This is a genomic window from Clostridium sp. UBA3061, from assembly GCF_002367465.1.
In the GTDB taxonomy this organism is placed as follows: domain Bacteria; phylum Bacillota; class Clostridia; order Clostridiales; family Clostridiaceae; genus Clostridium_J; species Clostridium_J sulfidigenes.
Map to the genome: position 1 here is coordinate 73,705 of NZ_DFCF01000008.1, position 24,784 is coordinate 98,488.

Sequence of the window (24,784 nt, forward strand, 5' to 3'; positions counted from 1 at the left end):
TTAACCTTATTAGGATACATAGCATACCTTAAAATATAAACATTTATATTAGAGGGCAATATGTATCCTATTAAATTTGAAAATTTATATTATGAAAAAATTTGGGGAGGAAGAAAGCTAGAAGATTATAGAATAAATCTTCCTAAAGGAAACATAGGAGAAAGCTGGGAAATTGCCTGTCATAAAAATGGAATGAGTATTATTAGTAATGGAAAATATAAAGGAAAAGCACTTATTGAGATAATTAAGGAATATAAAAACTTAATTTTAGGAGATAAGATATATATAGATAAATTTACAGATAGGGATTTTCCACTACTTATAAAGATTATAAATTCTAATGAGAATCTATCTGTGCAGGTACATCCCAATGATGAGTATGCTCATAGAGTAGAAAATGATAATGGTAAGGTTGAGGCTTGGTATATTATAGATTGCGAAGAGGGCGCAGAAATAATTGTTGGTACAACAGGATGTACAAAGGAAGAATTCAAAAGAAGTTGTAAGAATGATACTGTGGAAGATTGCATGAATAAAATATCAGTTAAGCCTGGAGAATTATTTATAATAGAACCTGGATTACTTCATTCCATAGGAAAAGGCATATTACTAGCAGAAATACAACAAAATAGTGATATTACCTATAGAGTTTATGATTATAACCGAGGAAGAAAACTTCATATTGACAAAGCGTTGGATGTAGTTAATTTTAATGGTACACCTAAGAGGCTATGTATAAACAATGATTTAGTAATACAAAATCATATGAATTCAGAAAAATTTAATATAGATATATACAATATAAAAGGAAGCTATAGTGAAACTAGTGATAAAAACAAGTTTTTTGTATTTACCTGTGTAGAAGGTAAAGGTAAAATTAGCTTTGTTGATGAAGGACTTAGAAAATTTATTGACATATCTATTTTGGAAAGTTTTCTAATACCAGCATATTTAGGTGAATATGTTTTAATAGGTGATATGAAGTTAATAAAAAGCCATATATTTTAAAATAAAAATAGCTCTAGACCTATATAGAGAAATCTATATGAGTCTAGGGCTAAAATTTTCAAGTTAATAGCAAACAGTTACATAACTAGTTATTAATAAATGGACAAGTCACTATAAATATAATAATATACAAGTAATAGCAAATTCATAAGGGGGTTTTTAACATTGGAACATATTATTACGGCAATAATAATACCTAGAGTTATTTCATTGTTAGAATTAATGGGAACTACAGTAATTCTAGTAGCTGGAATGAAGGCCTTTTATAGATATATTCTAAGCTTATTTAAACCAATTAATTGTTCTATAAAGGTAGATTTTGCACAAGCATTAGCACTTGCACTTGAGTTTAAATTGGCTGCAGAGATTTTAAAAACTGTAATAGTAAGAAATTTTGATGAGATGTACATATTAGCTGCAATAATATTACTTAGAGCTATACTAACCTTTGTTATTCACTGGGAAATAAAAAGTGATGGACACTAAGTATTTTATTAATTTGAGCCTACTCATTATACTTTAATCTACTCAATAGACTTATTGGTAGAAAAGTTTCTACATTATCATCAAAGTATCTTGAAGGACTAACAGGCCTAGGTTCTATAACTATGGGGGATGCCATTTGATCTTGTTGAGCGTAAATACCCCTAATAGCATCAAACACTCCAACCATATCAAGAATACCATAGCCCCAAAATTCGTTGGGATATGCCTCATTAGGCCTTTTTCGTGTTCCTCTAATTAAAAAGGTTTTTATACTTTCAGAAGACAATATAGGAATATTTCCATCGGTTATACCCCATTGATAAAATAGGGTTATAGCACCAGCTAATACTGCTGTGGCTGCACTGGAACCTGAGATGGTTGTGGTGGTATTGTTTAATCCTGTAGTTAACACATTTATTCCACCACAAGTTAAGTCAGGTTTGATTTTATTACTTGCTGTGAATCCAACTCCAGAATTTGAGCCTAGAGTATTGGTATTTTGATTATAAAATGCAGTAGTAATAGCTAGATTACTAGTAGAAGGTATGGTAAGGGTTGTAAAATTATTAGGATTTAGTAGTGCTGTACCAGGCTTAGATAAAGGCCTTTGATCAATCCAAACGTTATAAGAACCGTTTACTATATAATCACCGAACAGATTTATAGTCCATATACCAGCGGCAATATTAGAAAATGACAAGAAGATTAGCTGATTGCCAGATATAATTTCAGGGAAATAGTAAACTAATCTAGTAGTGGTATTTTCATATAAAAAATTAAGGGTTGTAGTTAGACCAATTTTAACAGGAACCCTAGAAATTACTTGACCACTAGGAGAAGTTATCCCTAAAGATATTTTATCTGGATAGGCACACCATAGGGCTATATTTAAATCATTTTGATTTGGGTCTACAGAAAATTCAACAGATGAAGTTTCACCAGTATTATTAATGTAACCAGAGGTGTGAGTTTCAGAGTTGCCCTGGTTACCAGTGCCTATGGCAAAGGAGACGGTAGAAGAAAAAGAGTAGTAGTCAATGAGCTCTTCAAGAGCACTAGTGCCATCATGAGCTCCTAGATTACTACTAAGTGGTAAAAATATTACCATGGGTTTTTGGTGTATATAACGCTGTTGTAAGAGATAAAGCATAGCTGTAGCCATATCAGTATTACGATAAATTGGAATGCCAGGTAGTGACGGATCTGTTATATCTGTTAACTCTCTTATAGGCCTTAGTTTAACTACTATAAAATCACAGTTAGGTGCTGCACCTTTAATTTCACCATAACCTCTAGCTCCAATTATACCTGCACACTGAGTTCCATGCCCATTAGTGTCTATCCTTGGAACTATAGAATAGGGATCACCACCCTCCCTATTTAAGTTAATAGCTGCATTTATTTGTTCTTGTGAATATATGCTACCATAATTAATTCCAGGTGGTGCGGTTCCATTATTGTCAGTTTGATCCCAAATAGATAATATTCTAGAGGTACCATCTTCTCTAGTAAATTCTACATTTAAATAATCTATACCTGTATCTATGGTACCCACAATTACCCCAGTACCAGTTAAATCTATAGGATTACCTTCAGTAAATTGGATTATATTAGAAGTTTGTAAAGGTGATAATTGTGTAAGTATATAGTCGTTGGGAGGTTCAATTATATTAATATTAGGTATAGTTATAAGTAAATTTTCATATCCGGGAGCTATAAATACAGCTGCCATATATGGGGTTAGTACTACAACGCTGATTTGAGGAATGGAAGCAGTAGCACTAATTATATCTCCACTATAGTAAACTATATATCTATTATACTGTAATGGAATATCTACTTGTGGAGTTGTTTCCCTTAAATCATTAAGGTTCATAAATACACATCCTCCTTACATATCATCTATTCTTTTATATAATTGATTAGGAACTATTATTGAAAAATTAAATGGAAAGTGGGTTTTTCTTGTGGCAATAAATTTATTACAACTTTTAATCAAAGAAGATGATCTAAGATTTTCAAAAGAACCTTGAAGATTTAATATTCCATAGCCCCATTGAGGATTAGGATATATATCACCTGATCTTTTGCTAGTACCTCTTGTAAAATAAGAAATAACATTACATCTCCCAAAAATGTTTATCTATCTATATTACTCTAAGTAATATAAAGTAGTTACAATTAAAATAAAAACTCCTTGGTATAGTTTAGTCTTCTAAATAAATCATAAGGCAGATATGTTTCAATATTATCATCGCAGTATCTTGAAAGACTAACAGGCCTTGGCTCTATAACTATAGGAGGGGCTAGTTGATCCTGTTGAGCGTAAATACCCCTAATAGCATCAAAGACTCCTCGCATATCAAGAATACCATAACCCCAAAATTGATTAGGATAGGACTCATTAGGTCTTTTTCTAGTTCCTCTAATTAAAAAAGTTTTTATACTTTCAGAAGATAATACAGGAATATTTCCATCAGTTATACCCCATTGATAAAATAGAGCTATAGCACCAGCTAATACTGCAGTGGCTGCACTGGAACCTGAAATAGTTGTGATGGTATTGTTTAAGCCTGTAGTCGATACATTTATTCCACCACAAGTTAAGTCAGGTTTTATTTTATTATTTGCTGTGAATCCAACTCCAGAATTTGAACCTATAGTATTAGTATTTTGATTATAAAATGCAGTAGTAATAGCTAGATTACTAGTAGAAGGTATGGTAAGGGTTGTAAAATTATCAGGATTTAGTAGTGCTGTACCAGGCTTGGATAAAGGCCTTTGATCAAGCCAAACGTTAAAAGATCCATTTACTATATAATCACCAAACAGATTTATAGTCCATATACCAGCGGCAATATTAGAAAATGACAAGAAGATTAGCTGATTTCCAGATATAATTTCAGGGAAATAGTAAATTAATCTAGTAGTGGTATTTTCATATAAAAAATTAAGAGTTGTAGTTAGACCAATTTTTACAGGAACTCTAGAAATTACTTGCCCACTAGGAGATGTTAGCCCCAAAGATATTTTATCTGGATAGGTGCACCATATAGATATATTTAAATCTTTCTGATTTGGGTCTACAGAAAATTCAACAGATGAAGTTTCACCAGTGTTATTAATGTAACCAGAGGCGTGAGTTTCTGAGTTACCCTGGTTACCAGTGCCTACAGCAAAGGAGACATTAGAGGAAAAGGAGTAGTAGTCAATGAGCTCTTCAAGAGTACTGGTACCATTGTGAGCGCCTTGATTACTACTTATAGGTAAAAATATTACCATGGGTTTTTGGTATATATAACGTTGCTGTAAGAGATAAAGAATAGCTGTAGATATATCAGGACTACGATAAATTGGAATGTTAGGTAGTGACGGGTCTATTACAGTTGTTAACTCTCTTGTCGGCAGTAGTTTAACTACTATAAAATCACAGTTAGGTGCTGCACCCTTAATTTCACCGTAACCTCTAGCTCCAATTATACCTGCACACTGAGTTCCATGCCCATTAGTGTCTATTCTTGGAACTATGGAGTAGGGATCGCCACCCTCCCTATTTAATTTTATAGCTGCATTTATCTGTTCTTGTGAATATACACTGCCATAATTAATTCCAGAAGGTGCGGTTCCGGTGTTATCAGTTTGATCCCAAATAGATAATATTCTAGAGGTTTCGTCTTCTCTAGTAAATTCTACATTTAAGTAATCGATACCCGTATCTATGGTACCTACTATTACCCCAGTACCAGTTAAATCTATTGGGTTGCCTTCAGTGAATTGAATTATGTTAGAAGTTTCTAAGGGTGATAGTTGTGTAAGTATATAGTAATTGAAAGGTTCAATTATATTAATATTAGGTATAGTTACAAGTAAATTTTCATATCCGGGCTCTACAAATATAACTGCCAAATATGGAGTTAGAATTACAACGTTGATTTGAGGAATAGAAGCAGTAGCACTAGTTATATCTCCACTATAGTAAACTGTAAATCTACTGTATTGCAATGGAATATCTATTTGTGGAGTTGTCTCCCTTAAATTCTTAATATCCATAAATTACACATCCTCCTTATATAGCTCATCTATTTTTCTATATAATTGTTTGGGAATTCTTATAGAAAAGTTAAATGGAAGGTGATTTTCTCCTGGGGTAATGAATTTATTAGAACTTCTAATCAGGGAAGATGATCTAAGATTTTCAAAGGAGCCCTGAAGATTTAACATTCCATATCCCCATTGAGGATTAGGATATATATCACCTGATCTTTTGCTAGTACCTCTGGTGAAATAAGAAATAACAGTAGGTCCATATATATTAGGGTCATTTCCAAGGGCAATTCCCCACTCTAGCAGAAGAAGAGTAGCACCACAGAGTACTGCGCCAGCCACTGAACCTCCTGTAAGTAAAATGGTTTCATTATTAAGTCCAGTAGTTAAGGCCATAACACCACCAGTAGTTAAATTAGGCTTAATTCTATTGTCGGCAGTAAAGCCTCTACCAGATTCTACAGCTATGGTGTTATTATTTTGATCGTAGAAGGATGTTGTTATAGATTTTCTTGCGTTAGCAGGGGCTTGCAATGTAGTATAAGGGCTAGGATTAATTACCCTAGTAGTTAACTGTATAAGAGGCCTTTGAGGTAGCCACATATTGTAGACACCATTAACTATATAGTCTCCCTTAAGCCGTAGTTGCCAAAGTCCATCTTTAGGATTTGTTATAGTTATATATACAGCTTCATTTCCACTAGCAAATTCAGCACTTGTAAAGGCTATATTAATTACACTGCTTTCAAGGATTAGGTTAACTTGTTCAAACTCTGTACCTACTAGTTCAGGTTGCACTGGTTCGGCGATTTCTCCACTAGGAGAAATTATAGCTATAGATATTCTATCGGGCCTTTGAATCCAGAGCATAAGAACTAAGTTATCTTCATTTAAGCCTACAATAAACTCTATAATCTCTAGAGAATTGCTTTTTAAAAACCTACCAGAGACGTGAGTTAAACTAGCACCTTGATTTCCAGTATTAGTTACGAACACGAGACCCTTTCTAGTTGAAAAAAAATCGATATCCTGTTCTATGGAAGTTAAACCTTCGTGACCACCCCAATTTGTTCCAGTAGATAATAAAATACTCATAGGTTTTAATAAGTTTACATCATTATAATTTATAGTAAATCTTGTGGCAAGATAAATATCGATACCTTCAAAAATTGGAGTACTTCTTCTATTATTAACTCCTACCAACTTAAGATTGCTAGTTTTAGCTTCTTTAAGCTTTATAATTAGAAATTCACAGTCAGGAGCACCCCCTATTACGCCATTCAATCCTCTTGCCCCAACTAAACCAGCCATATTTGTGCCATGACCTAAATTATCTCTTGAAGGAACTATGTCATATGGATTTCCACCTTGAATAGATGTCTGAATAGCTCTATTAATATCTTCACGACTATAAATAGTACCAAAAAAGGCTATAGGGTCATTATTAGCTACATTACTTTCAATGGTTTGGTCCCATATTGCCACAATTCTTGTAGTACCATTAGGATATTGAAATTGAGGGTTTAAATAATCTATTCCAGTATCTATAATTGTAGCTATTGTACCTTTTCCTGTAAGATTTAAAAATGTTTCTCCATGAAATTGTGTTATATTAGCAGCATCTATTGGTTGTACAGCTGATAAAGTATAAGGAAAACTAACATCTATGGTGAATTTATCCTTAAAGTTGCGGATAAAATCATCATAATTAATAGTTCTTACAGACACAATATAGTCTATATCAGATACTCTAAAAGCACAGGCGTATTCTATGTCATTAAGTTCACTAACAAGATCTCTATCATATTGAACAAATAGACTTATATAATCTTCACTAAGGTAGGCGTCTTTACATGGGTTAGCCTGCCTATACATATTTATGTTACCCATTAATAAACTTACAGCTCCTAAAAATTGTTTATCTATTTATAGTATTCTATAGTATTAAAAGTAGTTACAAGTTTAATATTTGAAAAAATGTATTTATAAAATGAAAATTTAAGCTGACTAATATTTGTATTATACCTAGACATAGGTATTTAATTTAATTGAAGTACCAAGACAAAAATTTATAAAGGTGCTATAATATCAAAGTAAGTTTATAGTGTAAAAGTATAAACTTAATATTAGAAATATGTAAAGTACATATATTAAAAAATATACGAGGTGAAATAAATGAGTGGTGTAGCAGGAGAAGGTTGTGAAATATTAGTCCCTTTTAATGAGAGAAAGCCATTAGAAGAAATAGAAAGAAGTTTAATTAAAAAATATAGAAAATCAGTATGGTCTAAATTTATTAAGGCTATTAGAGAATACAAATTAGTAGAAGAAGGAGATAAGATAGCTGTTGGAATATCTGGAGGTAAGGATAGTATAATAATGGCTAAGTTATTTCAAGAGTTAAAACGTCATGGGCAAGTAAATTTTGAATTAGAATTTATTGCTATGGACCCAGGATATCATCCACAGATTAAAGAGCTTTTATTGGATAATTGTAATTATTTAAATATACCAATACATACCTTTGATTCAAAAATATTTGACATTATAGATGAGATTGCAAAGGATTATCCCTGTTATATGTGTGCTAGGATGAGAAGGGGCGCATTATATTCTGAAGCTGAAAGGCTTGGATGCAATAAGCTAGCATTAGGACATCACTTTAATGATGTTATTGAAACTACAATGCTTAATGTGCTTTATGGAGGAACTTTTAAAACTATGCTTCCCAAGCTTAAAGCAACTAACTTTAAAGGGTTAGAGCTTATACGTCCTCTTTATTATGTTGAGGAAAGCTACATAGAAAACTTTATACAAAGTAGTGGTATATGGCCTCTTAACTGTGCATGCATGGTAGCAGCAAAGAAGATTGGTAACAAGAGACATGAAATAAAGGATATGATAAAAGAAATGAAAAAGAATTTTAAAGATGTGGATAAATCTATATTTAAGGCTGCTGAAAATGTTAATATGGATGCAATTTTAGGTTGGCAAAAGGATGGACAAAAACATTCTTTCTTAGAAGAATATGATGGAGAATTTTTAGATTAAAAATTAAGGTGCTTAATTGATTTACTAAAAGATTACATAGTAATTACATGTGAGATAAATACTATATAAAAGGAAACCTCTTATTTTAGAATTATAATTCTAGAATAAGAGGTTTAATATTTTAACTTATAATTAGATTTCTATAAAAGTCCACCTATTGAAACAAATAGAGAAGCAAAAACTAAAGAAACAATAGTCATAAGTTTTATTAATATGTTGATTGATGGACCAGATGTATCCTTAAATGGATCTCCAACAGTATCTCCAACAACAGCGGCTTTATGAGCATCGCTACCTTTACCACCATGAGTACCTTCTTCAATGTACTTCTTAGCGTTATCCCATGCACCACCAGAGTTAGACATGAAGATAGCAAGCATAACTCCAGAAACAAGAGAACCTACTAAAAGTCCACCTAAAGCTTCAGTACCAAGTAAGATACCAATTACTAGTGGCATAGCTACAGCCATAACTCCAGGAAGCATCATTTCTTTTAATGCTGCAGCTGTTGAAATTTCAACGCATCTTTTATAATCAGGTTTTCCAGTACCTTCTAGAATTCCAGGAATGGTTTTAAATTGATTACGAACTTCAACAATCATTTTGTTAGCTGTTTTACCAACAGATTCCATTGTAAATGCTGAGAATAGGAATGGAAGCATACCTCCAACTAATAATCCAACAATTACTTTAGGATTTAAACAGTCTATAGTAGTTAATCCAACAGCTTGAGAGTAAGAAGCGAATAATGCTAATGCAGTAAGAGCTGCAGAACCAATAGCAAAGCCTTTACCCATAGCAGCTGTAGTGTTACCAACAGAGTCTAATTTATCTGTAATCTTACGAACTGATGAATCAAGTCCTGACATTTCTGCAATACCACCAGCATTGTCAGCAATTGGACCATAAGCATCAACTGCTACAGTAATACCAGTAGTTGATAACATTCCAACAGCTGCAAGAGCAATACCGTATAATCCAGAGAATGAATAAGCAACTAGTATAGCAATAGCAATTAATATTATAGGTAGAGCTGTAGATTCCATTCCAACAGCAAGTCCAGATATTATTGTTGTTGCAGAACCAGTTTCAGATTGTTCAGCAATTTTCTTAACTGATCTATAATCACTTGAAGTGTATACTTCTGTTAACTTACCAATTAATAAACCAACTATAATTCCAGAAATTATTGCGAAGAATGGTAAGAAATCTCCAAAGAATTTTTTACTAAGTACAGCAGAAGATATAACAACTAATATACTAGCTAAGTAAGTTCCACTATTTAAAGCTTTATGTGGATTTTGGCTTTTGCTATTATTTACAAGCACAATACCTATTATAGAACAGAAAATTCCTGCTGCAGATATTATAAGTGGGAAAATAGCTCCCTTTAATCCAAAAGCAACTACACCTAGTGTAATAGCAGATATGATAGAACCAACGTATGATTCAAATAAGTCTGCACCCATACCAGCAACATCACCAACGTTATCACCAACGTTATCAGCGATTACTGCTGGGTTACGTGGATCATCTTCAGGTATACCAGCTTCAACCTTACCAACAAGGTCAGCTCCAACGTCAGCAGCCTTAGTATATATTCCACCACCAACACGTCCAAAAAGAGCTAGAGTAGAAGCTCCTAAACTAAATCCAGTAAGTACTTCTATATTATTTGTAAAAAAGTAAACTACACTTACTCCTAGTAGTCCAAGACCTACAACACACAGACCCATAACAGCTCCACCAGAGAATGCAATTGAAAGTGCTTTACTCATACCAGATGTTCTAGCACCTTCAGCAGTTCTTACATTGGCTTTAGTAGCTGTATGCATACCAACATAACCTGCTAGAGTTGAGAATAATGCTCCAACTAAGAAGCAAACAGCTGTAACCCAGCTACCTATTCCTACACCAATTAATACAAAAATAATAGCACAGAAAATGATTAATACTTTGTACTCTGCCTTTAAGAAAGCAGTAGCACCTTCACTGATAGCTGAAGCGATTTCTTTCATTCTATCTGTACCTTCACTACTTTTATTAATTTTTGATAGTAGTAAAAAGGCAGAGATTAAAGCAAGCAATCCAGCAACTATACAAACATAGATAAGATTGTTCATAATAAAGTCCCCCTATATATTCTTATTTAATTTTATTTAACAATTGAAGTGAAGGGTTTAACCTATACCTCAATTGGATTTGTCCTATGTATTAACCTTGTATATGATACAAAAAATATTATGATATATCAAGCAGAAAAATTAGCCATTTTAAATTAAAATGGGTAATTAATATATAAATTCATGTGAATAATGATCCTAGAGAGATAAGCTGAATTAATTAATATTTCATAATAAATATGTATTTAAATACAGTTTAAATCTTATTAGTACTAATAAATGTTATCATCATAATAATTTTATGTCAAATATAAGTTGAATTTTATTTAAATATCTTTGAATATATTAAAAGAAAATATAGAATTATTTCAATATACTAAATTGTGATACATTTTATATGTAGAAAGAAAGTATTAATGCCACCTTATAAATGTCAATTATGATTAATAATTATGGTTGATTTATATAAAAAGGACACCTTAAATTTTACTTAAGCTATCCTTTAGACTTTGTTAAATATGGTATACTATTTTTGAACTATTTACTTACTTTACCAACGGGAGCTACATAAACTACAAACTCATTTTCGCCATCTAATCCAAGAAATTTATCTATAAGCTTTTGGTCATAGGCTCCTACAGCACAGGTACCACAATCTATGGCTTGGCAAGCAAGATAAAGGTTTTGACATACATGACCTGCATCAAGTAGCATAACTTTATGGGCAGCATCTAGATATCTCCATTCGCCTCTATAGGGAATACAACTCCATATAAAGGTTACGGCACTATCGCCAACAAAGGTTTGTTCACAAGCTATATCAGAAAGTTGAGATGATAAAGTAGAATCTTCTAATATAAGAAGTAATTTATGGCGTAAGGGAAGGTATCTGTATAAGCCCTTCTTAATGCCCTTAATGTGATTTATTACTAAGTATGTCTCAAAGGGATGACGAGCACCACCAGAAGGTACGGTTCTAAGGGTTGCATAGTTATTAGCAGTAACTTTTTTTACACCTTGTGTACACCAAAGAAGAAAGGATAGCTCCTCTAAGCTTAGATTATCATCAGTAAATTTACGATGACTTTCCCTTTGATTTATAATGTCTAGGATATTAGATCTAACTAAAATTTTATCTGTTACCTCAGGCAAGTCTATAGTTTTATCATTTTCATCATATGGTTTTTGTAAAGGTGGTTGAGGTAATTTTTTTTGTTGATCAGATAACTCATATTCCCCTTCATCCTCTTCTGTTGAAAAGCTAGATTTCATAAAGTTTCGAAATTTCTCTAAATTCTCCATTTAATACAACTCCTTAAAAGTAAAATGTTCATAAACGAGCTTAGTTAACATTTATTCTTGATTCTAAGTTATTACTTAGAAAATTATAATATAAGAATAACCTTTATCCTATTATTTCATAATAACCTACAATTTTAAATAGATAATTTGTAAAATATGTGATTTAATAGTTAATAGGATATATGAAAAAATTTTCCTATATAAATATTTATATAGGAAAATTTTTTCATATTTATAAATATAACTATATAAATAGTTATATATTTATATAGTTGTTCTGCCCATGCGGGTTTGAGAAGATTAGGGGGAGAAAAGTGGAGTTAATATTAAAGGATATACAAAAAAGTTTTGAAAATAAAGTGGTGTTAAAAGGAGCATCTTTTACCTTTGAAAAAGGAAAGATATATGGCCTATTAGGAAGAAATGGTGCAGGTAAAACTACTTTATTTAATTGTATAAGTGGAGAGCTAAGCAAAGATTCAGGGGAAGTCATCTTAGAGAATGGATTGGGTAATGAAGGAGAGTTAGATTATTCTAATATAGGATTTGTTTTTGCAGATCCAGTATTACCAGAGTTTTTAACAGGTTATGAGTTTGTTAAATTCTATATAGATATAAATAAGGATAAGATTAATGATATTAAGACCGTAGAGGAATATTTAAATATTATAAAAATATCTAGGGTCGATAGTCATAGATTAATTAAAACCTATTCTCACGGAATGAAGAACAAGCTCCAGATGTTATGCTTTTTAATAAGTAGACCGCCGGTAATTTTATTAGATGAACCATTAAGTTCTTTTGATGTAATTGTGGCACTAGAAATTAAAAATTTATTAAAGGAAATAAAGAGTGAGCATATAATTATATTTTCAACTCATATATTACAACTTGCCATGGATTTATGTGATGAAATAGTAGTTCTTAATCATGGAATATTAGAGCAAGTTCCAAGTGAACTTATAAGAAGTGGAAAGTTTGAGGAAAGCATCATGGAAATTTTAAAGGAGGACAATTATGATTAGAACTTTTACTAATACATACAAATTCTCCTTTGTACAAGGTGCAAATACATTCATATATTTCATCAAGAGGATTCCGCTAATAGGTAAAAAAGTTCCAGAGAGTTTTTACAGTAAAACAAAGGCTAAAATTACTCTTGGAATTATATTTGAAATAATGTCTTTTTTATTTGGCTTTATTAAAAAAGCTGTTTATATTGGTGTGATGATAGCACTTCCTGCTCTGTACCTCTCAAAGGAAAGCGGAAATTTACAGGAAGTAGCTCTTCAAATATTTTTTATTTTAAGCTTTATTCTACGACCCATTATAAATACTACTTTAATGCCACGAGATGAAAAACCTTTCAACATGATAAGATTAATGAGGGTGGATACTAAAAAGTACTTTATAAGTGAAATGGTTTATACCAGAATTTTAGCTTTTATACATTTTACTCCCGTGATGATGGTACTGTTTTCTCCAGTAAAGGGATTAATTTTGACCTTTGAGTTTATACTCATTAGGTTCATATGGGAGTTTATACATTTATTTGTATTTAGTAGGTTTAACAAGATGATATCAAATATGGATATATTTATTGGGACATTGGTGATTATTTGTCCTTTACTAGCCTATGTTCCTTTATTTTTTCATGTTAATATAGGACTTCATAGGTGGATATATGATTACAGGATTATTATCCTATTATTTTTATTGTCAGTTTTATCTCTTAGATATATCTTTAAATACAAAAGGTTTAAGGATATTAGTAAAATTATATGCACTAAGGATAATATTTTAGAGAAACAGAAATTAGTAAAAGATGTTCAGTTTAAAGATGTAGAAATAAACGAGAAGAAGATAAAAGTAGAAGACTTGAATTCCAATATCTATGAAAATAAGCAAGGCTATGAATATCTTAATGCTATATTTTTCAAAAGATACAAAAAACTTTTATCAAAGTCTTCAAAATATATAATTATAGGAAGCCTTATAGTAACAATAGTTGCCATTGGATTTGTATTGTGGAAACCAAGTGATAAAGGGGGTATTATAGATTTTTTCAAGAATAAAACTTCTAGTTGGATATTTGTAATGTACTTTTTATCTACTACAGAAAGAATTTGTAAGGCTATGTTTTTTAATTGTGATATAAGCTTACTTAGATATGGGTACTATAGACAAAGAGAAGCTATATTTTCTAATTTTAAATCTAGGTTAAAAAGGGTAGTTGTTTTTAATATTCTTCCTGCTTTAGTAATTTGCTGTTGTATAATTTTCATACTAATAGCATCTGGAGACCCTAAGGCAATATTAGAATTAAGTTATTTATTTTTAAGTATAATAGCCTTGGCTTGCTTTTTTTCTATACATCATTTAGCCATATATTATATAATTCAGCCATATACTGCTAACTTAGAGGTTAAAAGTCCACTATTCAGAGGAATTAATACAGTAATGTATGTAGTTTGTTATATGTGTTCAGGAATTGATAGCTCTTCCTATATGTTTAGTATAGGAGTAATCATATTCACTGTAATATATATGATTATAGCATTAACATTAGTTTATAAATTAGCACCTAAGACATTTAAACTTAAATAGATAACAAATATTTAAAAACTTCTATGAATTTGTAAAAATTTAATGTATAATATATAGGCAACTCATAAACAAAGAAATATTTCATTATGATATGATAAGCTCTTAGAAAATTATACGATTAATGCAAAAAATATTACATTATAAGCAAAGAGGGAGAATCCAAGGGGTTTTTCCTCTATATTTTTTCAAAAATATAAGAAGTGAGAGGTGAAAAACAATGACAATTAATAGAGAAGAGACTTTGAAGGAAGAAATGAAATTCAGTAGTACTAAGGAATGGATAGAAGAACAACTTTTAAACACTGAGAAAAAGTGTGAAGAGTATGAAAAGAAAGTAGCAACTCTTAAAAAATCTTCAAGGGGTACTTTTAGTACAGAGCTAATTTTAGCCCAAAATATTCAAGACTTCGCAAATAAAGATTTGCATAAGTATAATGAAAGTAAAGATAATCCATACTTTGCAAGAATTGATTTCAAGGAAAAGATAAGAGATGTAGAAAGCTTTTATATTGGTAAGTTTGGACTTATAGATGAAGTTAAAAACGAAGAGGTTGTCATTGATTGGAGAGCACCTCTTGCCAATTTATATTATAGTGGAACTTTTGGAGCAGCATCTTATACTGCCCCCATGGGAGAAATTCAAGGAGACCTATTATTAAAAAGGAAATTCCAAGTTAAAGATGGAAAAATAGTAAATATCTTTGATGAGGGAGTAAATGAGTTAATAGTTCCAGTATCAGAAGATGGAGAAGAACTAGTAGATGAGTTTTTAAAGATAAATCTAGAAGAAAATATGAGTAAAAAGCTTAAGGATGTAGTAAATACAATTCAGAGGGAACAAAATGAAATTATTAGAGCCTATAAAAATAAACCAATAATTATTCAAGGTTCCGCAGGGTCAGGAAAGACTACTGTAGCATTACATAGATTAGCCTACCTAGTGTATACCTATGGAGATGAAATGAACAATAGAAACATACTAGTAGTTGCACCAAACCAATTATTTTTAGACTATATATCAGATATATTACCAAACTTAGGAGTTAGTAATGTAAAACAGTCAACCTTTGAGGAACTTTGCAGTGCAATTTTAAACATTAAATATAAAATAATAACTAAGGATAAAAAGCTTGCACATATAATGGAATGTAAGGATGAGGAAGAAATTAAATACATTACTGCATCTAGCAAGATAAAAGGGACAATGACCTATAAAACCATTATGGATAGGTTTATAAAATATTTAGAAAGAAAGAGTTCTGAAGTAGAGGATATATTAGTAGATGAATACATTTTATTTTCAGCAAAGGAAATAAAAAGACTATATATAAAGGATTTAGAAAATTTACCTATTAACAAAAGAAAAGATGAAATAAATAAATACTTTAAAGGTAAGTTGAAAAACCGAATAGAAGAAATTAAAGAAAAGATAGAAGATATATACTTTTTTAAGATAAAAGATATAAAGGATAGAAAAGACATATCAGAGGAAGATAAGAGAAAAGAGATAATTAAAACCTATGATGAACGAGATGAGCTTATAGCAGGACTAAAAACTAAAGGGAGTAAGGCATTAAAGGAGTTCTTTGGTAGTTGGAAGAAGATAAGTGTAGTAGATAGTTATATAAATCTATATAATGATGAAGAAGCATTTTCATCTGTAACAGATAATTGCTTGCCTAAAAAGTTAGCTGACTATATGAGAGATGAAATAAATAATAATATTGCCACTAAAAATATAGACTGCGATGATTTAACGGCATTAACATACTTACAATTGAAGTTAGAAGGAGTAGTAGGAGAGAATTATATTCATACTGTCATTGATGAAGCACAAGATTATAGTCTTATGCAATTTAATGTATTAAAAGAAATATCGAAGAATAACTCCATGACTATAGTTGGGGATTTAGGGCAAGGAATCTATAATTATAAAGGAATTAACTCATGGGAAAGCTTAGTAGAAAAGGTATTTAGCGAAGATGCCACTTATATAACTTTATCCCAAAGCTATAGGTCTACAGTAGAAATAATAGAGTTTGCAAACAGGGTATTAGAAAAGCAAAAGTTAAATATAAAACCAGCTCTTCCTATATTAAGACATGGAGATGAACCTAGGGTTATTAATGCTAAAGAAGATGAAGAAATAAGAGTTATTGATTCTTTATTAGAAGAAATATATAGTAAGAATAAAAAAACTGTAGCTATAATTTGCAAAACCTATACTGAATGCAAGGAATTACATAAAAGGCTTAAGAAGGAGTCCAAATATAAATGGGAACTGATAGAAGAGAGTCAAAGTAAATTAGATATAGATAATTTACTTATACCTAGCTATATGACCAAGGGGTTAGAGTTTGATGCAACCATTGTTTATAATTGTGATGAAGATATGTATAGGAATGAAGTCTTAGATAAAAAGTTGCTATATGTAGCTTTAACTAGAGCATTACATCTTCAATATGTAATGTATAAGGAATCACTTTCTTCTTTACTTGTATAGGTATAAGCCTAGTTGCAATAAGGAATAATAGGTTATAGTTTAAAATAGAAGTTATTGTACTATAACTTTAAAGATAATAGAAAAAAAGTGCAAATTATGATATATTTAAGGTTGTGTAAGTCAAAATAATTAGATAATTTATTGATAATATGAATTATGTTTCGATAATGAAGGTATATGAATGCCATTATATTAAATTATTTGATAATAACCTAAATAAAATATAATAAGAGGAAGTGATTATTATGGGAGAAAATATAGGAAATACATCTTCAAATTTTATTAAAAGAATAGTGGTGGATGACTTACAGAGCAAGAAACATGACAATATAATTACTCGTTTTCCACCAGAACCAAATGGATATTTACATATAGGACATGCAAAATCTATAGTTTTAAATTTTGAATTAGCAGATGAGTTTAATGGAAAGACTAACTTAAGATTTGACGATACAAATCCTACTAAAGAAGATACTGAATATGTTGAATCTATAAAAGAAGATATAAAATGGCTTGGATTTAACTGGGATGATTTATACTTTGCATCAGATTATTTTGAGGAAATGTACAATAGGGCAGTACTCTTAATTAAAAAAGGATTAGCCTTTGTATGTGATTTAACTCCTGATGAAATAAGAGAATATAGAGGAAGCTTAAAGGAGCCAGGAAAAGAAAGTCCTTATAGAAATAGAACCGTTGAAGAAAATTTAGACTTATTTGATCGTATGAGAAAAGGTGAGTTTAAGGATGGTGAGAAGGTTTTAAGAGCTAAAATTGATATGAGCTCTCCCAATATAAATATGAGGGATCCTATAATCTATCGTATATCTCATACAGCACATCATAATACAGGAGATAAATGGTGTGTATATCCAATGTATGATTTTGCGCATCCCCTAGAAGATGCTATTGAAGGCATAACTCATTCAATCTGTACTTTAGAATTTGAGGATCATAGACCACTTTATGATTGGGTAGTAGAAGCGTGTGAAATGGAAAGTACTCCGAGACAAATAGAATTTGCAAGACTAAATATTACTAATACAGTAATGAGCAAAAGAAAACTTAAAGCTTTAGTAGATGAAGGTATTGCTGATGGATGGGATGATCCAAGAATGCCAACTATAGCTGGATTAAGAAGACGTGGTTATACTCCTGAGTCTATAAGAAACTTCTGTAGAGAAATAGGGGTAGCAAAAAATGATAGTACAGTAGATGAACAATTATTAGAACATTTTATTAGAGAAGATTTAAGTGCTAAAGCACCAAGAACCATGGGAGTTATCAGGCCTTTAAAGGTGGTTATAACTAACTACCCTGAGGGTGAAGTTGAAATGTTAGAGATTGAAAATAATCAAGATGATCCATCCATGGGAAAAAGAATGGTACAATTCTCTAGAGAAATATATATTGAAGAAGAAGATTTTATGGAAGAACCACCTAAAAAATACTTCAGACTATTTCCGGGAAATGAAGTTAGACTTAAGGGAGCATACTTTATAAAGTGTAATGATTTTATAAAAGATGAATCTGGAAAAGTTGTTGAGATTCATTGTACTTATGACAAGGAAACTAAGAGTGGAACAGGATTTACAGGTAGAAAAGTTAAGGGTACAATACATTGGGTAGATGCTAGCTCTGCTATACTAGCAGAATTTAGACTATATGAGCCTTTAATAAAAGATGAAGAAATTGATGAAAACAAAACTTTCCTAGAATGTGTTAATCCAAACTCCTTAGAAGTATTACAAGGTTATGTTGAAGATAATATGAAAGGTGTAAAACTAGGTGAAGGCTTCCAGTTTTTTAGACATGGATATTTTAATGTGGATTCTAAATATTCTACAGAGAATAAACCTGTATTTAACAGAATAGTATCTTTAAAAAGTTCTTTTAAAATAAAATAAAAACACTACCTCTTAATTTTAAAATTAAGAGGTAGTATTTTTTATAAAGTCTAATGTTATACTCATAAGCTGTTTATATATGAATTATCTGTTACCTTTTAGAATTTAATATAAACTTTAAGAGTATAAGGGCGTTAATAATAATACATGGACAAGTATAAAAACTGTATATAAGAATAAAGGAGGAAGTATGAAAAAGATATTAACTGGTTTACTAGGCATGTTTTTAGTATTTGCTGTTATGAACACAACTGCTTTTGCAGATACTAAAGAAATGAGAGGCGCATGGATTAGCACTGTTTGGAACCTTGATTGGCCAACTGTTGGTGCTAGAAATAATGAGGCTCAACAAAAGCAAGAGTTTATAACACTATTGGACAAGCTACAAGCAACAGGATTAAATAGTGTTATAGTACAAGTAAGACCTAAGGGAGATGCTTTATATAATTCTAGTCTTAATCCTTGGTCTGACATACTTACTGGAACTCAAGGCAAGAATCCAGGATATGACCCATTAGCATTTATGATTGAAGAAACTCATAAAAGAGGAATGGAGTTTCATGCTTGGTTTAATCCCTATAGAATAACGACTTCTGGTACAGACGTAAATGCATTAGCATCAAATAATATGGCTAGGAAGAACCCTAGCTGGGCTATAGCTTATAACAATGCATTATATTATGATCCAGGCAATCCGCAGGTGGTAAATTATTTAGTGGAAACTGTAGCTGAAGTGGTGAAAAATTACAAGGTAGATGGAATTCATTTTGATGATTATTTCTATCCAAGTAAATCTTTTAATGATGATACTAGCTACAGTAAGTATGGTAATGGAATTAATAAAGATGACTGGAGACGTGCTAATGTCAACACATTAATTCAGAAGGTATATACTAAAATTAATAGTATAAACTCATCAGTATCCTTTGGAGTAAGTCCAAGAGGAATATGGAAAAATGCATCTAGTGATCCAGCTGGTTCAGCTACAAATGGTGGACAAAGCTACTATGATATATATTGTGATTCTGTAGCATGGATAAAGAATGGATGGGTTGACTATATAAATCCACAAATATATTGGACTTTTGAAAATAGTGCAGCTCCCTATGGAACCCTTGTAGATTGGTGGGCAAAGCAAGTTAAAGGAACTAATGTTAAACTTTATATTGGACATGATGTTTCTAAAACTGAGGTAGCTAATCAAATAGAAAAACAAGTAAATTATAGTAGAGCTAATTCAGAAGTAGATGGAAATATATATTTTAGAGCAAAATTTATATCTGAAAATAGTACACTTCAATCAAAATTAAAACAGTTAAATAAAGTTACACATAAACAACTTAAGGGTTTAAATAGATATGAAACATCAGTAAAGGTAAGTAAAGAAGGTTGGAGTAGCGCAAATACTGTGCTATTAGTAAATGGTTATGCAAATGCTGATGGTCTTGTAGCAACTCCATTAGCATCGGCTTATGGAGCTCCAATACTTTTATCAAGTGCTGACACTTTACCTGAAATTACAAAAACTGAATTAAAGAGATTAAATCCATCCAAAGTAATTTTAATTGGTGGAAAAGGAGTACTTTATGATAAGCTAATTAATGAAATCAAAAGTATAAAATCTAGCATAACAGTTGAAAGATTAGGTGGTTCAACTAGATATGACACATCTCTTTTAGTAGCAAAAAGATTAGATACTATAATTGATACAAATAAAGCTTATATATGTTATGGATATGGAGAAGCAGATGCCCTATCTATATCAGCAAAGGCTGGAGAAGAGAGACAACCAATAATTTTATCAGAAACCAATTCTTTAAAAGATTCTTCTTTTGAATGGTTAAAAGGGGAGAAACTTCAAAATGCATATTTTATAGGTGGCACAGGGATTATAGGTGATTCTGTAATATCTAAGGTGAATTCCATAACATCTTCAGATGTAAGTGGAAATAGAGTTGCAGGTATTAATAGATATGATACAAATGCAGCTGTGATTAAAAAGTTTTATACTAACTCAGTTCAATCTGGGATTAGTGTTACTAAGGGAGACGTATTAGCAGATGCATTAACATCAGGTCCATTAGCGGCAAAATTAAAGACACCCATAGTGCTTGTAGACACTGAACTAAGTAACAATCAAAAACAGGTTTTAAGTACAAAACAAGCATCCTTAGTATACGAGATAGGAGGAGGCATAAATCCTTCTGCAGTGCAAGATGTTATAAATAGAGTAAGGTAATTTGAAATATTATTCAAATTAAATAAACTCAGTTAATGTAATGATAATTACGTTAACTGAGTTTTTTAATCTATGATATTATTATATGTTTATGTTAGAGTCTATGTCAGAAAATTCTACCATGAGTTTTTCGCTATTATTAGTAATATTTTGTGATATATGATTTTCCACATCTAAAGTGGCCCTATCAACTTCCTTTATAGGAAGGGTAAATATAAATTCACAACCTTTGTTTGGTTCACTTTTAAGGATAATGGAACCATCTAAAAGTTCTACTAGAGATTTTACCAAAGAGAGACCTATACCACTACCCTCTTTACTTTTAGATTTTTCATTTTTAACTTGAGTAAATCTTTCAAAGATGCTTCTTTGCTTATCTTTAGGAATTCCAATTCCAGTATCCTTTACTGAAACAGATATGGATTGTTTTAAACATTTTAAAGTTACGTATATACATCCTCCTTTAGGGGTAAATTTAATAGCATTTGAAAGAAGATTTAATATAATTCTATCTAGTTTTTCAGAATCTAGTGGCATATAAACCTCTTCTTCGTTAGTATCAAATACTATGGAAATTCCTCTAGCAGATGCATATTCAAGTACAGACATAGTGATATCTTCTACTACTTCTACTATATTCTTAACTTCAAATTCTACATGATAAAACCCAGAATCAATTTTTGTCATATCAATTAGATTATTTATAAGCTTAAGTAGTCGAAATCCATTTTGACGTATATATATTAGTTTAACTTCATCATCTTTATTAGCAAAAGTAAGTTTGCCGTTATCTTTATATATATCTAAAAGTTGTAGCCCAGATAGTATAACATTAAGCAAAGTACGTATTTCATGAGAAAAGTTAGCTAAAAATTCAGTTTTAATTTTATCACTTATCAGAAGTTCATCATATCTTTTCTTTGCAGCAATCATATTTTTTGCATTATTTGTTTTTTGGATTGTTTGAATAGCTAACATTATCATGCATACTAGCAAAATTAGAAGTAAAAGAAATACTATACCTAGAGATACGCCTTTATTTATCCAACTATCATTTATAAATACAACATTCTCGGGAAGAGAAGAACGAGATATATTATTTGTTGTTACTTCTGATGCATCAAATAACAAGGTACTACCAGGATCGTATATACTTGGGATATCATTTGGTTTTGTACCATTTAGTACACGAATAGCAGTTTCATAAATGATTTTACTGTGATTTTTTGCATATAATATATGTCCACCGATAGCTCCATTTCCAACATAAGTTTCCTTAAAAGTATATAATTGACCATGGGAATAGTTTTCTATAATATGTGTTGTATTCTTAGGTGAAATTATAATGTTGGAAGTATCTTTGAAATTACCAATAATTATTGAAGGCGTATTGCTAGGGTATTGAGATAATTTATAGCATAAATCATCAATATAATCACTTTTTATAAAGTTAAATCTTAACACATTAGTATAATAGGGAATAGTATCTCTTACTTGGTTTTCTATATACTTAGATTCTATAGTATTATCCAATAAAATATTTATTTCAGAAGTATTTGGATTTGTATGTAAAATCAAATCAACTAGGGTACGTACATTAACTGGTTCCATTACTCCAGTAAAGTTATTAAATGGATAGGAAGACAGCTTGCTAACATCATTAATACCGCCATATACCACAGGTACATTTTTAAACATGGGAGTATTGTAATAATTTCCTACAAAATTTAAAGATTCATCATCAAGAGTAACAATTAAATCAAATTTAGTATTTTCATATTTTAATGACCAAAGGTCAGCTTGCTTATCTAAATAGGATTTGTCATCATTTGTTATAGATAGGAATTCTGTTCGTGTATGAATATTTAAGTCGCTTGAAGTTAGTGAAGTTTTGAGATTATCGAGGAGATAAGATTCCCAGAGTTCATTTTCACTTTGAGAAGATAAAATTAATACCTCTTTATACTTTAAAAGGGATTGATCAGTATCACTTGATGGCGTAGCAAAAACTGTGATAGAGTTAAAGGACATAACTATGCCTAAAGCTAAATTCACTAACACATATATAAATTTATTTCTTTGGCAGGAGAGTACATATTTATCATTCATACAAATCACCTAACATATCTATACTTGATTTTAAAATATATTTAATTGACTTGGAATAAAGCATTTGAGCAAGTATCCCAAGAAAGTATATATATCGACATAATAATTATATCATGAAAATTAGATAGATAATAGAATATTTTTAACATTGTATTAATTATTAATATATTTATTATTATCTTAGAGAATATAATAAATACATTTCCATAAAATAATACTATTAAAATTGTGGTGGGAGTATATATGAGTAGTTATTATACTGTGAAATGTAGTAAATACGTTGATTACGATAAAATCTTAAAATTTAATTATGAAAATTTAAAACTTAATGGGAATACGAAATTAGATTATATTAATATTAAGTTAGAGGATGTAAGTTATAGTAATTGTGAATTTAAAAATATGAATTTTGAAAATAATTGCTTTTCAAATGTTATATTTATTAATTGTAAGTTCATAAATTGTAGATTTATTAGAGGAAAGATAAATTTAAGAAATTTTTTGGAGTTTAATAATTGTATTTTAGACAAAATATATATTAATAATTGTAATTTTTCATCTTTATATATAAAGGAATGTTCATTATATAAGGTTGATTTTAAAAATAGCTTTATGAAAGGTTGTAATTTTGTAAGAAATAGTTATGATGAGGTTAGATTTATAGATAATTGTAATTTAATGGACTGCATAATAAAAGATATGGAAGGAACCATGGATATAAAGTTTATTAATGAGAAATCTTATACTAAGCTTAATTATGGTTCTTATATAGGAAAATTCAACTATAAGGATATGAAAAAAAATAATACCTGTAGAAATAATAAAGAATCAAGTAATTGCATATGTAATTGTAATTATCTAAACATTAGTTTTAGTTACATGGATTTTGGTGAACAATATTTAAGAAATCATGTAGGCGGAAGATATGGTAGGTGTTTTTATCAAAGTAAATTAGCTTTTCATAGGACGCTTAAAGGTAGAAAGAAATTTTATTCTTCTGTGGCCAATATAGTATGTGGTTATGGCGAAAAGCCTTATAGAAGCTTTATGTTATCTTTAATTATAATTTTGATATTTGCTTTATTATACATGATTACTGGTATAAACTGCTCCAGCGGAGTAATTGGAATTAGTGGATTAGCAGGTGATTTTTCTGTTAAAATGCTATTTAAAAATATAATTTATTGTATTCACTTTAGTTTAGTTACATTTTCTACAGTAGGATATGGTGATTTATTGCCATATAATATAATGGGGGTTATACTAAGCAGCGTAGAAATACTTATAGGAATTATAATGATAGGAATTTTGACATCTACTTTAGTTAGAAAGATGACAAGATAAGCAGATTTACAATTATTAAATAAGCATATACATAAAATATAAAGTAAGGTAAATTTTATGG

At 30.4% G+C, this 24,784-nt stretch carries 15 protein-coding genes; 9 read left to right on the forward strand and 6 right to left on the reverse strand.

The genetic code is table 11. From position 1 onward, the window contains the following. The first annotated feature begins 60 nt into the window (after positions 1 to 60). Positions 61 to 1,008, forward strand: a complete 948-nt coding sequence (locus tag B2P65_RS06730; RefSeq protein ID WP_346879100.1) for a type I phosphomannose isomerase catalytic subunit — start codon at positions 61 to 63, stop codon at positions 1,006 to 1,008. Between the two features lie 165 nt (positions 1,009 to 1,173). Beyond that, the gene (locus B2P65_RS06735) at positions 1,174 to 1,494 is read left to right on the forward strand and encodes a DUF1622 domain-containing protein (RefSeq protein ID WP_346848769.1); all 321 of its coding nucleotides are present in this window, start codon (positions 1,174 to 1,176) and stop codon (positions 1,492 to 1,494) included. 19 nt (positions 1,495 to 1,513) lie between these two features. On the opposite strand, the gene B2P65_RS06740 is transcribed toward B2P65_RS06735, so the two are convergent. The 3 genes from B2P65_RS06740 to B2P65_RS06750 form a co-directional block, all read right to left on the reverse strand. Beyond that, positions 1,514 to 3,370, reverse strand: coding sequence for a S8 family peptidase (locus tag B2P65_RS06740; RefSeq protein WP_346879839.1), 1,857 nt, complete (start codon positions 3,368 to 3,370; stop codon positions 1,514 to 1,516). A gap of 305 nt (positions 3,371 to 3,675) precedes the next feature. Further along, positions 3,676 to 5,544, reverse strand: coding sequence for a S8 family peptidase (locus B2P65_RS06745; protein WP_346879840.1), 1,869 nt, complete (start codon positions 5,542 to 5,544; stop codon positions 3,676 to 3,678). Between the two features lie 3 nt (positions 5,545 to 5,547). Further along, positions 5,548 to 7,428 (reverse strand): S8 family peptidase, encoded by a 1,881-nt coding sequence (locus tag B2P65_RS06750; RefSeq protein WP_346879841.1) that lies wholly within the window; start codon positions 7,426 to 7,428, stop codon positions 5,548 to 5,550. A gap of 285 nt (positions 7,429 to 7,713) precedes the next feature. Here B2P65_RS06750 and B2P65_RS06755 point away from each other — a divergent pair, with 285 nt between their 5' ends. Beyond that, entirely contained in the window at positions 7,714 to 8,589 is an 876-nt protein-coding gene (locus B2P65_RS06755; RefSeq protein ID WP_346848773.1) for a tRNA 2-thiocytidine biosynthesis TtcA family protein, read from the forward strand. Positions 8,590 to 8,729: 140 nt separating this feature from the next. Here the strand turns inward: B2P65_RS06755 and B2P65_RS06760 are convergent, their stop codons facing one another. Together B2P65_RS06760 and B2P65_RS06765 are read right to left on the reverse strand one after the other, a co-directional pair. Then, on the reverse strand, positions 8,730 to 10,712 hold the full coding sequence (locus tag B2P65_RS06760; protein WP_346879842.1) for a sodium-translocating pyrophosphatase: 1,983 nt from the start codon (positions 10,710 to 10,712) through the stop codon (positions 8,730 to 8,732). Between the two features lie 537 nt (positions 10,713 to 11,249). Further along, complete coding sequence (locus tag B2P65_RS06765; protein ID WP_346848775.1) at positions 11,250 to 12,014, reverse strand: SagB/ThcOx family dehydrogenase; 765 nt, start codon at positions 12,012 to 12,014, stop codon at positions 11,250 to 11,252. Positions 12,015 to 12,328: 314 nt separating this feature from the next. On the opposite strand from B2P65_RS06765, the gene B2P65_RS06770 reads away from it, so the two are divergent. The 5 genes from B2P65_RS06770 (at position 12,329) to B2P65_RS06790 (ending at position 21,270) form a co-directional block, all read left to right on the forward strand. Then, positions 12,329 to 13,039, forward strand: a complete 711-nt coding sequence (locus tag B2P65_RS06770) for an ABC transporter ATP-binding protein (protein WP_346848776.1) — start codon at positions 12,329 to 12,331, stop codon at positions 13,037 to 13,039. Next, positions 13,032 to 14,621: a hypothetical protein gene (locus B2P65_RS06775; protein WP_346879843.1), complete on the forward strand. Its 1,590-nt coding sequence runs from the start codon at positions 13,032 to 13,034 to the stop codon at positions 14,619 to 14,621. The genes B2P65_RS06770 and B2P65_RS06775 overlap by 8 nt, the downstream gene beginning before the upstream one ends. Positions 14,622 to 14,838: 217 nt before the next feature. Then, positions 14,839 to 17,124 carry an RNA polymerase recycling motor HelD gene (gene helD / locus B2P65_RS06780; protein ID WP_346879844.1) on the forward strand — a complete coding sequence of 762 codons (2,286 nt, stop codon included), beginning with the start codon at positions 14,839 to 14,841 and terminating at the stop codon, positions 17,122 to 17,124. A gap of 245 nt (positions 17,125 to 17,369) precedes the next feature. After that, on the forward strand, positions 17,370 to 19,031 hold the full coding sequence (locus tag B2P65_RS06785) for a glutamine--tRNA ligase/YqeY domain fusion protein (protein ID WP_346879845.1): 1,662 nt from the start codon (positions 17,370 to 17,372) through the stop codon (positions 19,029 to 19,031). Positions 19,032 to 19,221: 190 nt separating this feature from the next. Further along, positions 19,222 to 21,270, forward strand: coding sequence for a family 10 glycosylhydrolase (locus B2P65_RS06790; protein WP_346879846.1), 2,049 nt, complete (start codon positions 19,222 to 19,224; stop codon positions 21,268 to 21,270). 81 nt (positions 21,271 to 21,351) lie between these two features. Here B2P65_RS06790 and B2P65_RS06795 read toward each other — a convergent pair whose 3' ends face one another. Further along, complete coding sequence (locus tag B2P65_RS06795; RefSeq protein ID WP_346879847.1) at positions 21,352 to 23,379, reverse strand: HAMP domain-containing sensor histidine kinase; 2,028 nt, start codon at positions 23,377 to 23,379, stop codon at positions 21,352 to 21,354. A gap of 243 nt (positions 23,380 to 23,622) precedes the next feature. Here B2P65_RS06795 and B2P65_RS06800 point away from each other — a divergent pair, with 243 nt between their 5' ends. Next, positions 23,623 to 24,723, forward strand: coding sequence for an ion channel (locus B2P65_RS06800; RefSeq protein WP_346879848.1), 1,101 nt, complete (start codon positions 23,623 to 23,625; stop codon positions 24,721 to 24,723). Positions 24,724 to 24,784: the final 61 nt, after the last annotated feature.